This is a genomic window from Streptomyces sp. NBC_00207 (genome assembly GCF_045160965.1).
In the GTDB taxonomy this organism is placed as follows: Bacteria; Actinomycetota; Actinomycetes; order Streptomycetales; family Streptomycetaceae; genus Streptomyces.
In genome coordinates, this window is sequence record NZ_CP130715.1 from 6,531,393 (window position 1) to 6,545,108 (window position 13,716).

At 70.9% G+C, this 13,716-nt stretch carries 13 protein-coding genes and 1 riboswitch; of the genes, 8 read left to right on the plus strand and 5 right to left on the minus strand.

Going from position 1 to position 13,716, the window contains the following annotated elements:
• Positions 1 to 101 precede the first annotated feature (101 nt).
• From tsf to OG472_RS31035, 8 genes are all read left to right on the plus strand, one after another.
• Entirely contained in the window at positions 102 to 938 is an 837-nt protein-coding gene (gene tsf, locus OG472_RS31000) for a translation elongation factor Ts (RefSeq protein WP_266379229.1), read from the plus strand.
• 162 nt (positions 939 to 1,100) lie between these two features.
• Positions 1,101 to 1,880 carry a UMP kinase gene (gene pyrH, locus OG472_RS31005; RefSeq protein ID WP_030016384.1) on the plus strand — a complete coding sequence of 260 codons (780 nt, stop codon included), beginning with the start codon at positions 1,101 to 1,103 and terminating at the stop codon, positions 1,878 to 1,880.
• Positions 1,881 to 1,965: 85 nt separating this feature from the next.
• Positions 1,966 to 2,523: a ribosome recycling factor gene (gene frr / locus OG472_RS31010; protein WP_031144133.1), complete on the plus strand. Its 558-nt coding sequence runs from the start codon at positions 1,966 to 1,968 to the stop codon at positions 2,521 to 2,523.
• The gene (locus tag OG472_RS31015; protein WP_405942282.1) at positions 2,523 to 3,599 is read left to right on the plus strand and encodes a phosphatidate cytidylyltransferase; all 1,077 of its coding nucleotides are present in this window, start codon (positions 2,523 to 2,525) and stop codon (positions 3,597 to 3,599) included. Before frr ends, OG472_RS31015 begins: the two co-directional genes overlap by 1 nt.
• Positions 3,600 to 3,692: 93 nt before the next feature.
• Positions 3,693 to 4,805, plus strand: a complete 1,113-nt coding sequence (gene rlmN / locus OG472_RS31020; protein WP_319724511.1) for a 23S rRNA (adenine(2503)-C(2))-methyltransferase RlmN — start codon at positions 3,693 to 3,695, stop codon at positions 4,803 to 4,805.
• A gap of 58 nt (positions 4,806 to 4,863) precedes the next feature.
• Positions 4,864 to 4,973: riboswitch (TPP riboswitch) on the plus strand.
• Between the two features lie 83 nt (positions 4,974 to 5,056).
• Positions 5,057 to 6,154, plus strand: a complete 1,098-nt coding sequence (locus OG472_RS31025) for a thiamine ABC transporter substrate binding subunit (protein ID WP_401613227.1) — start codon at positions 5,057 to 5,059, stop codon at positions 6,152 to 6,154.
• A gap of 95 nt (positions 6,155 to 6,249) precedes the next feature.
• Positions 6,250 to 7,866 carry an ABC transporter permease gene (locus tag OG472_RS31030; RefSeq protein WP_401613364.1) on the plus strand — a complete coding sequence of 539 codons (1,617 nt, stop codon included), beginning with the start codon at positions 6,250 to 6,252 and terminating at the stop codon, positions 7,864 to 7,866.
• Positions 7,866 to 8,897, plus strand: coding sequence for an ABC transporter ATP-binding protein (locus OG472_RS31035; RefSeq protein ID WP_405832152.1), 1,032 nt, complete (start codon positions 7,866 to 7,868; stop codon positions 8,895 to 8,897). The genes OG472_RS31030 and OG472_RS31035 overlap by 1 nt, the downstream gene beginning before the upstream one ends.
• 11 nt (positions 8,898 to 8,908) lie before the next feature.
• Here OG472_RS31035 and OG472_RS31040 read toward each other — a convergent pair whose 3' ends face one another.
• The 5 genes from OG472_RS31040 to OG472_RS31060 all read right to left on the minus strand — a co-directional run bounded on the left by OG472_RS31040 (position 8,909) and on the right by OG472_RS31060 (position 13,653).
• The gene (locus tag OG472_RS31040) at positions 8,909 to 10,159 is read right to left on the minus strand and encodes a cytochrome P450 (RefSeq protein WP_401613223.1); all 1,251 of its coding nucleotides are present in this window, start codon (positions 10,157 to 10,159) and stop codon (positions 8,909 to 8,911) included.
• Between the two features lie 60 nt (positions 10,160 to 10,219).
• Positions 10,220 to 11,626 (minus strand): NAD(P)/FAD-dependent oxidoreductase, encoded by a 1,407-nt coding sequence (locus OG472_RS31045; RefSeq protein WP_401613221.1) that lies wholly within the window; start codon positions 11,624 to 11,626, stop codon positions 10,220 to 10,222.
• Positions 11,623 to 11,886 (minus strand): ferredoxin, encoded by a 264-nt coding sequence (locus OG472_RS31050; RefSeq protein WP_401613219.1) that lies wholly within the window; start codon positions 11,884 to 11,886, stop codon positions 11,623 to 11,625. The genes OG472_RS31045 and OG472_RS31050 overlap by 4 nt, the downstream gene beginning before the upstream one ends.
• 121 nt (positions 11,887 to 12,007) lie before the next feature.
• Positions 12,008 to 12,649, minus strand: a complete 642-nt coding sequence (locus OG472_RS31055) for a hypothetical protein (RefSeq protein ID WP_401613217.1) — start codon at positions 12,647 to 12,649, stop codon at positions 12,008 to 12,010.
• Between the two features lie 98 nt (positions 12,650 to 12,747).
• Positions 12,748 to 13,653 carry a hypothetical protein gene (locus OG472_RS31060; RefSeq protein WP_383563682.1) on the minus strand — a complete coding sequence of 302 codons (906 nt, stop codon included), beginning with the start codon at positions 13,651 to 13,653 and terminating at the stop codon, positions 12,748 to 12,750.
• Positions 13,654 to 13,716: the final 63 nt, after the last annotated feature.

Consider the following 13,716-nt stretch of genomic DNA (forward strand, 5'->3'; position numbering starts at 1 on the left):
ACTCACAGCACGGACGATGACGGCGGGGGAGCCGCGCCCTGGGCGCGGCGCCTCCGCCGTTCACCCGTAGATCTACGACTTCGAGAGAGAATCACAGACTCATGGCGAACTACACCGCCGCTGACGTCAAGAAGCTCCGCGAGCTCACCGGCGCCGGCATGCTGGACTGCAAGAACGCGCTCGTGGACGCCGACGGTGACGTCGAGAAGGCCCAGGAAGCGCTCCGCATCAAGGGTCAGAAGGGCGTCGCCAAGCGCGAAGGCCGTTCTGCCGAGAACGGTGCGGTCGTCTCCCTCATCGCCGACGACAACACCTCCGGTGTCATCGTCGAGCTGAAGTGCGAGACCGACTTCGTCGCCAAGGGCGAGAAGTTCCTGGCCGTCGCCAACCAGCTGGCCGCCCACGTGGCCGCCACCTCCCCGGCCGACATCGAGGCGCTGCTCGCGTCCGAGATCGAGCCCGGCAAGACCGTCACCGCTTTCGTCGACGAGGCCAACGCCAACCTCGGCGAGAAGATCGTCCTGGACCGCTTCGCGCAGTTCACCGGCGGTTACGTGGCTGCGTACATGCACCGCACGATGCCCGACCTGCCGTTCCAGATCGGTGTCCTGGTCGAGCTCGACAAGGAGAACGCCGAGGTCGCCCGCGGCGTCGCGCAGCACATCGCCGCGTTCGCCCCGCAGTGGCTGTCCGCCGAGGACGTCCCGGCCGAGAAGGTCGAGTCCGAGCGCCGCATCGCCGAAGAGGTCACCCGCGCGGAGGGCAAGCCCGAGGCTGCCATCGCGAAGATCGTCGAGGGTCGCGTCAACGGCTTCTTCAAGGACGCCACGCTGCTCGGCCAGGCCTACGCCCTGGACAACAAGAAGTCCGTCCAGAAGGTTCTGGACGAGGCCGGTGTCACCCTGAAGCGCTTCACCCGCATCAAGGTCGGCATCTGAGTCCGTCCGTACGCGACGGACACCGGACCCCGGTAGGGTCTGAAGCAGTCGTCCGTGCTTGCGCAGGACGACCGCAGATCTGACGAGGAGGCCATTGCCGTAGAGGGAACCGCAAGGACCCACCGGCAATGGCCTTCTTCGTATGTGCACGAGGAGATCTCCATGAATCAGGGCGTGGACCCCCACACCGCATCCGACGACAAGAGCGACCAGGACAAGAAGGGCCGCCGCTTCATGCTGAAGCTGTCGGGCGAGGCCTTCTCCGGTGGCGGAGGACTGGGCGTCGACCCCGACGTCGTCCACGCCATCGCGCGTGAGATCGCCGCGGTGGTCCGCGACGGCGCGGAGATCGCCGTCGTGATCGGCGGCGGCAACTTCTTCCGCGGCGCCGAACTGCAGCAGCGTGGCATGGACCGGGCACGGTCCGACTACATGGGCATGCTCGGCACCGTCATGAACTGCCTCGCACTCCAGGACTTCCTGGAGAAGGAGGGCATCGACTCCCGCGTGCAGACCGCCATCACCATGGGCCAGGTCGCGGAGCCGTACATCCCGCTCCGTGCCGTGCGGCACCTGGAGAAGGGCCGCGTCGTCATCTTCGGCGCGGGCATGGGCATGCCGTACTTCTCCACCGACACCACGGCCGCCCAGCGTGCCCTGGAGATCGACGCCGAGGCCCTGCTCATGGGCAAGAACGGCGTCGACGGGGTCTACGACTCCGACCCGAAGAAGAACCCTGACGCGGTCAAGTTCGACGCGCTGGAGTACAGCGAGGTCCTCTCCCGCGACCTCAAGGTCGCCGATGCCACCGCGATCACGCTCTGCCGCGACAACAAGCTGCCGATCCTCGTGTTCGAGCTGCTCGCCGAGGGCAATATCGCCCGCGCCGTCAAGGGTGAGAAGATCGGCACGCTCGTCAGCGACCAGGAAACCCGGGCCTGAGCGGTCCGCCGCCGGACCGAGCCCGGACCGGCCCCGCCGGCCCCGCCCGCCTGAACCATCCATTCAAGACATGCAGGAGCACGTGGTGACCGAAGAGATCCTCCTCGAGGCCGAGGAGAAGATGGAAAAGGCCGTCGTCGTCGCCAAGGAAGACTTCGCCGCGATTCGCACCGGCCGTGCGCACCCGGCGATGTTCAACAAGATCGTGGCGGACTACTACGGTGCCATCACGCCCATCAACCAGCTCGCGTCCTTCTCGGTGCCCGAGCCGCGCATGGCGATCGTGACCCCGTTCGACAAGAGCGCCCTGCGCAACATCGAGCAGGCCATCCGCGACTCCGACCTCGGTGTCAACCCGAGCAACGACGGCAGCATCATCCGGGTGACCTTCCCCGAGCTGACGCAGGACCGCCGCAAGGAGTACATCAAGGTCGCCCGCACCAAGGCCGAGGACTCCAAGGTCTCCATCCGCGCCGTGCGCCGCAAGGCCAAGGACGCCCTCGACAAGCTCGTCAAGGACAAGGAAGCCGGCGAGGACGAGGTCCGTCGCGCCGAGAAGGAGCTCGACGACACCACCGCGAAGTACGTCGCGCAGGTGGACGAGCTCCTCAAGCACAAGGAAGCCGAGCTCCTCGAAGTCTGATGAACGACACTTCCTGGCAGCCGGAGCCGGTTCCGGCGGGTCCCGCATACGATGCGCAGGTGGGCCCGCACACTCGGCCCATGCCCATCGTGCCCGATGCCGCCGGCCGTGACTTCGACGACCGGGAAGCACGCGATCGGGGGGCCGCCCTGGACGGCGGCCCCCTCTTCCGCGCCGATACGCCGCCGCAGGAGCCCATGCCCAGCCCCCCGCCTCCGCATGCCCCGCAGCCGCAGGACGCCTCGCCCCCGCCGCCGAAGAAGCGCGCGGGCCGGGACCTGCGCGCCGCCATAGGGGTCGGCGTCGGTCTCGGCGCGGTGATCTTCGCTTCGCTGCTGATCGTCAAGGCGGTCTTCGTCGGCGTCATCGTCGTCGCGGTCGTCGTGGGCCTGTGGGAGCTCACCTCCCGGCTGCAGGAGCAGAAGGGCATCAAGGCCCCGCTGGTCCCGCTCGCGGTCGGCGGCGCGGCCATGGTCATCGCCGGGTACGTCCGGGGGGCCGAGGGCGCCTGGGTCGCCATGGCCCTGACCGTGCTGGCGGTCCTGGTGTGGCGGATGACCGAACCGCCCGAGGACTACCTCAAGGACGTCACCGCGGGCGCCTTCGCGGCGTTCTACGTGCCCTTCCTGGCCACCTTCGTCGCGATGCTCCTCACCGCCGACGACGGCCCCCAGCGCGTGATCACGTTCCTGCTCCTGACCGTGGTCAGCGATACCGGGGCCTACGCCGTCGGCTGGCGCTTCGGGAAGCGCAAGCTCGCGCCGCGCATCAGCCCCGGAAAGACCCGCGAGGGACTGTTCGGCGCGGTGGCCTTCGCGATGGCGGCCGGCGCGCTGTGCATGGAGTTCCTGATCGACGGCGGCGCCTGGTGGCAGGGCCTGCTGCTGGGCCTCGCGGTCGCGGTCAGCGCCACCCTGGGCGACCTCGGCGAGTCGATGATCAAGCGGGACCTGGGCATCAAGGACATGGGCACCCTGCTGCCGGGCCACGGCGGCATCATGGACCGGCTCGACTCCCTCCTGCCGACGGCGCCGGTGGTGTGGCTGCTGCTGGCGGCCTTCGTGGGTGTTGGCTGACCTGCGAAAAGGCGGCGTGTGACGCCGGGCGGTTACTCTTGAAAGGCGCGCTGCTTCTGCGGCGCGCCTTTCGTCTTACAAGGAGTACCTGCCATGGCCCGCCCCGTTCCGGGAGAGCTCACCTTCGTCGCCCCTCGCGGGGCCAAGAAGCCGCCCCGGCACCTCGCCGACATGACCCCGGCCGAGCGCCGTGAGGCGGTCGCCGCGATCGGCGAGAAGCCGTTCCGGGCCAAGCAGCTTTCCCAGCACTACTTCGCGCGCTACGCGCACGACCCGGCCGAGTGGACCGACATCCCCGCCGGCTCGCGGGAGAAGCTCCAGCAGGAGCTGCTCCCCGATCTGATGAACGTCGTCCGCCACATCAGCTGCGACGACGACACCACGCGCAAGACCCTGTGGAAGCTGCACGACGGCACGCTCGTCGAGTCCGTGCTGATGCGCTATCCCGACCGGGTCACGATGTGCATCTCCTCGCAGGCCGGCTGCGGCATGAACTGTCCGTTCTGCGCCACCGGCCAGGCGGGACTCGACCGCAACCTCTCCACCGCCGAGATCGTGCACCAGATCGTCGACGGCATGCGCGCGCTGCGCGACGGCGAGGTCCCGGGCGGACCGGCGCGCCTGTCGAACATCGTCTTCATGGGCATGGGCGAGCCGCTGGCCAACTACAACCGCGTGGTCGGCGCCATCCGCCGGCTCACCGACCCCGAGCCCGACGGCCTGGGCCTGTCGCAGCGCGGCATCACCGTCTCCACCGTCGGCCTGGTCCCGGCCATGCTGCGGTTCGCCGACGAGGGCTTCAAGTGCCGTCTCGCCGTCTCCCTGCACGCGCCCGACGACGAGCTGCGCGACACCCTGGTCCCCGTGAACACCCGCTGGAACGTCCGCGAGGTGCTCGGCGCGGCCTGGGAGTACGCGGAGAAGTCGGGCCGGCGGATCTCGATCGAGTACGCCCTGATCCGCGACATCAACGACCAGGCCTGGCGTGGTGACCTGCTGGGCAAGCTGCTCAAGGGCAAGCGTGTCCACGTCAATCTGATCCCGCTGAACCCCACGCCGGGCTCGAAGTGGACCGCCTCGCGGCCCGAGGACGAGAAGGCCTTCGTCGAGGCCATCGCCCGCCACGGCGTGCCCGTGACCGTACGCGACACCCGCGGCCAGGAGATCGACGGCGCGTGCGGCCAGCTGGCCGCTTCGGAGCGCTAGGTTCCGCTTCTGTTCGATGAGATTCGGCCGCGGGGTACCCTGTGGCCGAACCAATTTCATATTCCGACAGGGGAGCGCCACAGCGCTGAGAGTGCGGTATCCGTCATCCGCAGACCCTCTGAACCTCGCCCCGGTCATTCGGGGTAGGAAGTTCGGTCACCACTCTTGCTGTTGCGCCCTGCCCGGCGTCCGCTCTCGCAGCGCCGGGCAGGGCCGCGTCTTCTCCTGGACATCCCAGGAGGAATTCACCGATGAGCACCACCAAGAAGATCGCGGGCGCCGCGCTCGCGGCCGCGCTGGGCGTCACCACGCTCAGCGCCTGCGGCGGCGACGCCAAGGACAAGACGGCGGGCGCGAGCGACGCCCCCAAGTCCAAGACCGTGACCCTCGTCTCGCACGACTCCTTCAACGTGACCGACACGGTCCTCAAGGAGTTCGAGCAGCAGAGCGGCTACACGGTCAAGGTGCTGAAGTCCGGGGACGCCGGCGCGGCACTGAACCAGGAGATCCTCACCAAGGGCTCCCCGCGCGGCGACGTCTTCTTCGGCGTGGACAACACCCTCCTCTCGCGCGCCCTCGACAACGGCATCTTCACGCCGTACGAGGCCAAGGGCCTGGCCGACGTGAAGCCCGAGTACGTCCTCGACAAGGAGCACCGGGTCACCCCGATCGACTCCGGCGACATCTGCGTCAACTACGACAAGGCGTACTTCGCCGACAAGAAGATCGCCCCGCCGCAGACGCTGGACGACCTGATCAAGCCGGAGTACAAGAACCTCCTGGTCACCGAGAACGCCGCGACCTCCTCGCCCGGCCTCGGCTTCCTCCTCGCCTCCGTCGGCAAGTACGGCGACGAGGGCTGGAAGGACTACTGGAGCAAGCTGAAGGCCAACGGCGTCGAGGTCGTCGACGGCTGGGAGCAGGCCTACAACGAGCGGTTCTCCGGCTCCGCCGGAGGCAAGAAGGCCAAGGGCGACCGCCCGCTGGTCGTCTCCTACGCCTCCAGCCCGCCGGTCGAGGTGCTGTACGGCGAGCCGCAGCCGGCCGAGGCCCCGACGGGCGTCGCCACCGGCACCTGCTTCCGCCAGATCGAGTTCGCGGGCCTGCTGAAGGGCGCGAAGAACGAGGAGGGCGGCAAGGCCCTGGTGGACTTCCTGGTCAGCAAGAAGTTCCAGGAAGACATGCCGCTCCAGATGTTCGTGAACCCCGTGACCAAGGACGCCGCCCTGCCGGAGCTGTTCACCAAGCACGGTGTGGTGGTCGAGAAGCCGGAGAACGTGGCTCCCGAGACCATCGCCAAGAACCGTGAGCAGTGGGTCAAGGCATGGACCTCGCTCGTCGTGAAGTAGGCGGTACCAAGGGGCCGGGCGCGGCGTCGGGGGGCGCCGCGCCGGGCTCCGGCCCCCGCGGGGGCGGCCGGTCGACCGCCGTGCGGCTCGCCCTGATGGCCGTGCCGCTGGCCTTCTTCGGGCTGTTCTTCGCCTACCCCGTCGCCTCGATCGTCGGGCGCGGCCTCAAGACCGACGAGGGCTGGCAGTTCGGCCGGATCGGCGAGGTGCTGGCCCGGCCCGACATCGCCGGCGTGCTGTGGTTCACGACCTGGCAGGCGCTCGCCTCGACCGTGCTCACGCTGCTGATCGCGCTCCCCGGCGCGTACGTCTTCGCGCGCTTCGAGTTCCCCGGCAAGCAGCTGCTGCGGGCCGTGGTGACCGTTCCCTTCGTGCTGCCGACCGTGGTCGTCGGCACCGCCTTCCTCGCGCTGCTGGGACGCGGCGGGCTGCTGGACGAGACGATGGGGGTCCGGCTCGACACCACCGTCTGGGCGATCCTCCTCGCGCACGTCTTCTTCAACTACGCGGTCATCGTCCGCACCGTCGGCGGGCTGTGGGCGCAGCTCGATCCGCGCCAGGAGGAGGCCGCCCGGGTGCTGGGCGCCGGCCGGTTCGCCGCCTGGCGGCGCGTGACACTGCCCGCGCTGGCCCCGTCGGTGGCCGCGGCCTCGCTGATGGTCTTCCTGTTCACCTTCAGCTCCTTCGGCGTCGTACTGATCCTGGGCGGGCCCGCGTACTCCACCCTGGAGGTGGAGGTCTACCGGCAGACCGCGCAGCTCCTGGACCTGCCGACGGCCGCCGTGCTGACGATGGTGCAGTTCGCCGCGGTCGGCGCGATCCTCGCCGTGCACGCCTGGACCGTGCGCCGGCGCGAGACCGCGCTGCGGCTGGTGGACCCGGGCCGCACCACGCACCGGCCGCGCGGCTGGGCGCAGCGCACGCTGCTGGGCGGGGTCCTGGCGACCATCGCGCTGCTGATCGTGGCGCCGCTGGCCGTACTGGTCGAGCGGTCCTTCGACGCCCCCGGCGGATACGGGTTCGGCTTCTACCGGGCGCTGCAGGACGCGGGCGCCGGCGGCGGAACCTTCCTGGTGCCCCCGTTGGAGGCGATCTGGAACTCCCTCCAGTACGCCCTCGCCGCCACCGCGATCGCCCTGTTCATCGGGGGGCTGGCGGCCGCGGCACTGACCCGGCGCGCGGGGCCCTTCGTACGCGGCTTCGACGCGCTGCTGATGCTGCCGCTCGGGGTGTCCGCCGTGACGGTGGGCTTCGGCTTCCTCATCACCCTGGACGAGCCGCCGCTGGACCTGCGGACCTCGTGGATCCTGGTGCCGCTGGCGCAGGCGCTGGTGGGCGTGCCCTTCGTCGTACGGACCATGCTGCCGGTGCTGCGCGCGGTGGACGGCCGGCTGCGGGAGGCGGCCTCCGTGCTCGGCGCGTCGCCGCTGCGGGCCTGGCGGGAGGTGGACCTGCCGCTGGTGCGGCGGGCGCTGTTGATCGCGGCCGGATTCGCCTTCGCGGTGTCGCTGGGGGAGTTCGGCGCGACCGTCTTCATCGCGCGGCCGGACCAGCCGACACTGCCGGTGGCCGTGGCACGGCTGCTGGGGCGGGCCGGCGAGATGAACTACGGGCAGGCGATGGCCCTGAGCACGATTCTGATGCTGGTGTGCGCGGTGTCCCTGCTGGTGCTGGAGCGACTGCGGCCCGACAAGACCTCCGGAGAGTTCTGATGACACTGCTTCAGCTGGAAGGGGTGTCGGTCCGGTTCGGTGAGCGCGCGGCCGTCGACTCCGTGGACCTCGCGGTCGCCGAGCACGAGACCGTGTGCGTACTGGGCCCGAGCGGGAGCGGGAAGTCCACGCTGCTGCGGGTCGTCGCCGGGCTCCAGCAGGTGTCCGCGGGGCGGGTGCTGCTGGGCGGGGACGACCAGGCCGGCGTACCCGTGCACCGTCGGGGCGTGGGCCTGATGTTCCAGGACCACCAGCTCTTCCCGCACCGCGACGTCGGCGCGAACGTCTCCTTCGGCCTGCGGATGCGCGGTGGCGGGCGGGCCTCGAACGCGTCCCGGGTCGCGGAACTGCTCGAACTGGTCGGGCTCCCCGGGGCCCAGGCCCGTGCGGTGGCCTCCCTGTCGGGCGGCGAACAGCAGCGGGTGGCGCTGGCCCGGGCGCTGGCGCCGTCGCCGCGGCTGCTGATGCTGGACGAACCGCTGGGACAGCTGGACCGCGGGCTTCGGGAGCGGCTCGTGGTGGAGCTCCGGCAGTTGTTCGCCCGGCTGGGAACGACGGTGCTCGCCGTCACGCACGACCAGGGGGAGGCCTTCGCACTGGCCGACCGGGTGGTGGTGATGCAGGACGGCCGGATCGCGCAGGCCGGGACCCCGCTGGAGGTGTGGCAGCGGCCCGCATCGGAGTTCGTGGCGCGCTTCCTCGGCTTCGAGAACGTGGTCCCGGCCGTGGTCTCGGGCACGGCGGCCGGGACCCCGTGGGGCAAGGTCCCGGTGCCGGAAGGATCCCCCGAGGGGGATCAGCGGCTGCTGATCCGCCCGGCGGGGGTGGTGCTCTGCGCGGCCGGCCTGCGGTGCGAGGTGGTGTCGCGCACCTTCCGCGGCACGCACGTCGCGCTGCTGCTGCGGCCGGAGGCGGGGCCGGACCTGGAGGCGGAGTGCGGGCTGGAGGGGGCGCCGGCCGCGGGGGACCGGGTCGCGGTGACCTTCACCCCGTCCGAGGTCGTCGTCCTCCCGGTGGCCGGCACCCGCTAGCCGGTCCCGGCTCAGGGACGGATGCCGTCACAGGCGATCGGCAGGTGGCGCGGTCCGCGCAGGACCGCGTTCTGACGGTACTGCGGCGGGTCCTCCAGCAGCCGGGGGTTCTCCAGCCTGCGGGCGAGTTCGCTCAGGGCGAGCTGGGCCTCCTGGCGGGCGAGCGGCGCCCCGAAGCAGCTGTGGATGCCGCTGCCGAGGCCGAGGTGCTGGATGTCCTTGCGGTCGGGGTCGAAGCGGTCCGGGTCCTCGAACCGCTTCGGGTCGCGGTTCCCGGAGGCCAGCATCAGCCACAGGGACGCGCCCTGGGGGATGGTCACCCCGCCGACCTCGATGTCGGAGAGGGTGGTGCGCTGCGGCAGCAGCTGCACGGGCGGTTCGTACCGCAGCAGCTCCTCGACGATCGGGACCGACAGGTCCGGGTTCCCGCGCAGCCGCTCGAGGACGTCCGGGTGGCGCAGCAGGGTCAGCATGCCGTTCGTGATGAGGTTGACCGTGGTCTCGTGGCCCGCGATCAGCAGCAGCGCGGAGGTGCTGAGCGCCTCCATGGTGGTCATCGCGCCGTCCGGGCCGTCCGCCGTCGCCAGCTGGGACAGCATGTCGTCGCCGGGGTTCTTGCGGCGCTCCTCGATCAGCCCGGCCAGGTACATGCCCAGTTCCATCCGGGCGTCCATGGCCTTCGGGGGGTGCTTGGCGGGGTCCGCGTCCGGGTCGGGGTCCAGGCTGGCGGCCAGGGTTTCCGCCCAGACGTGGAACTTCGGCTCGTCCTCGCGGGGCACGCCGAGCAGCCGGCAGATGACCGTGACCGGGAAGGGGTACGCGAACTGGTCGACCAGGTCGACCCGGTCCAGGTTCCCGTTGGTGGCGATGGAGTCGATGAGCCCGGAGACGAGCCCGCCGAGTTCGTCGCGCATGTCGTACACCCGGTGGGGCGCGTGCGGAGGCCCGAACGGCCGGTTCGTCATCCGCCGCAGACGGTCGTGGTCCGGCGGGTCCAGCTTGAGGAAGGACGGAGGCAGGGCCGTCCCCGCCCCGTCGTCCTCGGTCTGGCCCAGCGGGTCGTCCCCGGTCGACTTCAGGTTCCTGGCGTCGGAGCTGATCCGCGGGTCGTGCAGGAGGCTGTGGATCTCGTAGTACGTGCTGACGACGTACGGGCCGTCCCCGTCCTGGGACACCGGGGTCTTGCGGAGCTCCTCGTACAACGGGTACGGGTTCGCGCGGCTCGCGTAGTCGATGATCTCCCGCAGGAGGGCTTGTGTCATGACGGGTCCTCGTGATCCTCGTGATCCTCGGGGGAGGGCGCGGTGCGGTCTCGGACGTGGTCAGGGGCGCCCGGGGACGAAGGTCATCTTCCGGTCGGCCGGCGAGTAGCCGCTGAGGGTGATGGTCGGTCCGTGCGTCGGCACGGAGGGGTCCGGGAAGTCCGCCGGTACCGGCTTGTTGCCCTCGGGCCTGCGGTCCACCGTGGAGAACTCCGGGGGGAACGGCGCGGTGCTCTCGATCTGGTGCTCGTAGAAGGGGAGCCACCGGCAGTTGTCGAAGGTCACGGCGGCGATCACGCGCCCCTGGTACCCGTACACGGCCGCGAACCGGCGCTCCGCGAGCGAGCCCTGAGTGACCAGGAGCTCGGTTCCCATCGGCGGTACTCCGACCGACTTGATGTTCACCCCGAACTGGGAGGACCAGAACGCCGGCACCCACAGGTGGGGGCGGCGGTCCGCGCTCTCGCTGAGCATGTTGTGCGCGGCGGTGTCGGCCTGTGCGACGGCATTGCCCCAGTGCTCCAGGGACAGGAACTGGTAGCCGAACAGCGCGTGCGGCGAACGTGCCACGTCACCCGCCACGTAGATGTCATCGGTGACGATGCCGCGGATGTCGAAGGCCCGGCAGCCGGCGTCGCAGGCGATGCCGCGGGGTCCCGCACCCAGTCCGGACCCGGAGAGCCACTCGGTGTTGCGCTGCGCGCCGAGCCCGACCACCACCACATCGGCCTCGACGGTGGACCCGTCGGAGAAGTGGGCGGCGCGGACCCGTCCGGCGGGGTCGCCCTCCAGCCCGGTCACCATGACCCCGGTGCGCAGGTCCACCCCGTTCTCGCGGTGCATCTCGGCCGCGACCTCGCCGATCACCCCGCCGAGCGCACCGACCAGCGGCGCCGCGCCCCGTTCGGCGACGGTGACGTCCAGGCCGCGTTCCCGGCAGGCCGAGGCGATCTCGGACCCGGTGAAGCCGGCTCCGATGACGAGCACCCGGCGGGGGCCGGCGGCGAGGGCCTGTTGCAGTCCTTCGCCGTCGTCGCGGGTGCGCAGGACGAAGACTCCCTTGAGGGCGCCCTCCTCCTCGTTGGGCCAGGGCCGCGCCCGGACGCCGGTGGCGATCAGCAGCCGGTCGTACTCCACCTCGTCGCCGTTGCCGAGCCGGACCCGGTGGGCCGCCATGTCCAGGCCCGTGGCGGGGACCCCGAGGCGCCAGTCGGCGTCGATCGCCCGGCGGCGGGGGAGCGCCGTGTGGTCCGCCACCGCGTTGCCCAGCAGGACCTGCTTGGACAGCGGGGGCCGGTCGTAGGGCTCGTACGGTTCGTCGCCGATCATCGTGAGCGAACCGGCGAAGCCCTTCTCGCGCATGGTCTCGGCAGCCCGCAGACCCGCCAGCGAGGCGCCGACGACGACGATGCGGCCTTCGCGCTTGAGCCGCTCCAAGGCCCCGTCGTGTGTTCCTGCAGCGGTCACCGGGAGCCTCCCGAGCGGGATCCGGCTCCGGCCACGGCATCGGGGGCGGTCATGTTCGCCATGTCCTCGTCAGTGATCTCCAAGAGGATGGCCTGGACCGGACAGGCGGCCACGGCACGCAGGACGTTCTCGCGCTGCTCGGGGTCGGCCTCCGGGTTGTACAGGAGCGACTCGTCGCCGTGCATGGCGAAGACATCGGGTGCGAGGAAAGCGCACTGGGCGTATCCCTGGCAGCGGTTGAGGTCGACGACAAGCCTCATGACGGTTCTGCCTTTCCCTCGGCTGTCCATCCCCGTCACCCCCCGGAACCCCGGTTCCTCCCCTTTCCACCAGCATGCACGCGGCACCGGGAGGCCGCCTGCCGGAGAAAGGATCACCAGGTCAGGGCGGGTCGGTGCGGTCGGGAGGGGTCCTTCGGGCGGTGCCGCGCCGGGCCCGCAGGACGTACAGGCTGAGGATCAGTGCCCAGACCGGGAACAGCAGCTCGGACCAGGGCACCCCGGAGCCGATCACGAGCAGGAGCAGACCGACGACGGTGCCCAGCACGGCCAGCGGCCGGGGGAAGACGCCGAGCATGCGCCCGATGGTCGAGGTCGCGAGGACGAAGACCGCCGCCATCCGCATCGCGTACGTCGCGAGGAGGGTGTAGGCGTAGTGGCGGCCGAAGTCGGAGGGCGTCTCCTCGGCCAGCACCGTGCCCGCCGCCGCGGCGGCGGCGAACAGGGTGGCCACGAAGACGAATCCGCTGCCGAGGAACACGGTGGCGACGAACCGGTCCTCGGCCGCGCCCGTGTGCGCGCGCAGGGCGCCCATGAACCAGAGGAAGAAGATGCCGGCGAAGGGCACGATCTCCAGTGCCACTTGGACCGCCCAGCGCCGGTCCGCGGCGACGGGCGTGCTGGCGTTGCCCGACGGGACGGCGATCCGCATCAGGACGATCGCCGCCGCGAGCAGCAGCGCGAAGGCGATTCCGGCCATTCCGGCCGCGCGCGGTGTGTCGAGCCGATCGGTCGTGGGCTTCATGGACCCTCACTCTCTCCCCCGGTCCAGCAAGCGGCAGCCACTGCCGCGCCACCACCGGGAGCGGCCGACCGGGTGAGTGCGCCCGGCCGGCCGGCGCGTCAGCCGACCGGCTCCGGCACTGGGTCCCCGGCCTCCTCCTCGGCGCCCTCGTGCTTGCCGTACCAGGCGACGGCCACCGCGCCCGCGACGGCAAGGACGAAGCCGAGGACCGCCAGCCAGGCCAGGCCCGGGCGGGAGGCGTCACCCAGCCACAGCACGCCGATCGCGCCCGGGAGCACCGTCTCGCCGACGACCAGGGCCGCCGTGGCGCCGTTCACCGAGCCGATCTGGAGCGCGACCGTGTGCAGGTACATGCCACCGATGCCCGCCACCAGAATGGCGTAGAGGGCCGGGTCGGAGAGGAAGGTGCCGAGGTCGAACGGGTCCACGCCGTCGAGGATCCGGACGCCGACGCCGAGCGCGCCGAAGCCCAGGCCCGACAGCAGGCCCGCCAGGATCGCCGCCCCGCCGCCGAGGAGACGTACCGCGACCGTGCCGCCCACCATCAGCAGCAGGGTGATCCCCAGCAGCCACCAGTGCGTGGACATCGGCGCGTGGTGCCCGCCCTCGTGGCCCGCCGCCGTCGCCAGCAGCACCAGCGCCGTGCAGACGACGCCGATCGAGGTCCACTCCTTCCGGCTCAGCCGGATGCCCAGCATCTTCACGCTCAGCACGGCCGTGATCACCAGGTTGGCGCTGATCACCGTCTGCGAGAGGAACAGGGGAAGGAGGCGGGCAGCCAGGGCGCCGAGCCCGAAGCCCACGAAGTCCAGGATCGTGCCGACGATGAATTCCCAGGTCATCGCCGCTTTCGCGGTGGACGACAGGTTGGGGCCGCCGTGGGCGGTCACCCCGGCGGCGGTCGGGGACATCCGGGCGGCGCGGCGCGATCCGACGGCTTGCAGCACGGATCCCGTGCCGTAGCAGATGGATGCCGCGACGGCGGTCAGCAGGCCTATGAGCACCAAGGGCTCCGTTCACGTCTGGCAGGTTTTGCGGTACCTCTGCCAGACGTGGGAACGGGCCGC

Bases quoted from the DNA above. Each gene is read 5' to 3' on its own strand.
- tsf (WP_266379229.1), top strand. From the start codon at position 102: ATGGCGAACTACACCGCCGCTGACGTCAAGAAGCTCCGCGAGCTCACC.
- pyrH (WP_030016384.1), top strand. From the start codon at position 1,101: ATGAATCAGGGCGTGGACCCCCACACCGCATCCGACGACAAGAGCGAC.
- OG472_RS31015 (WP_405942282.1), top strand. From the start codon at position 2,523: ATGAACGACACTTCCTGGCAGCCGGAGCCGGTTCCGGCGGGTCCCGCA.
- rlmN (WP_319724511.1), top strand. From the start codon at position 3,693: ATGGCCCGCCCCGTTCCGGGAGAGCTCACCTTCGTCGCCCCTCGCGGG.
- OG472_RS31025 (WP_401613227.1), top strand. From the start codon at position 5,057: ATGAGCACCACCAAGAAGATCGCGGGCGCCGCGCTCGCGGCCGCGCTG.
- OG472_RS31030 (WP_401613364.1), top strand. From the start codon at position 6,250: ATGGCCGTGCCGCTGGCCTTCTTCGGGCTGTTCTTCGCCTACCCCGTC.
- OG472_RS31035 (WP_405832152.1), top strand. From the start codon at position 7,866: ATGACACTGCTTCAGCTGGAAGGGGTGTCGGTCCGGTTCGGTGAGCGC.
- OG472_RS31040 (WP_401613223.1), bottom strand. From the start codon at position 10,159: ATGACACAAGCCCTCCTGCGGGAGATCATCGACTACGCGAGCCGCGCG.
- OG472_RS31050 (WP_401613219.1), bottom strand. From the start codon at position 11,886: ATGAGGCTTGTCGTCGACCTCAACCGCTGCCAGGGATACGCCCAGTGC.
- OG472_RS31055 (WP_401613217.1), bottom strand. From the start codon at position 12,649: ATGAAGCCCACGACCGATCGGCTCGACACACCGCGCGCGGCCGGAATG.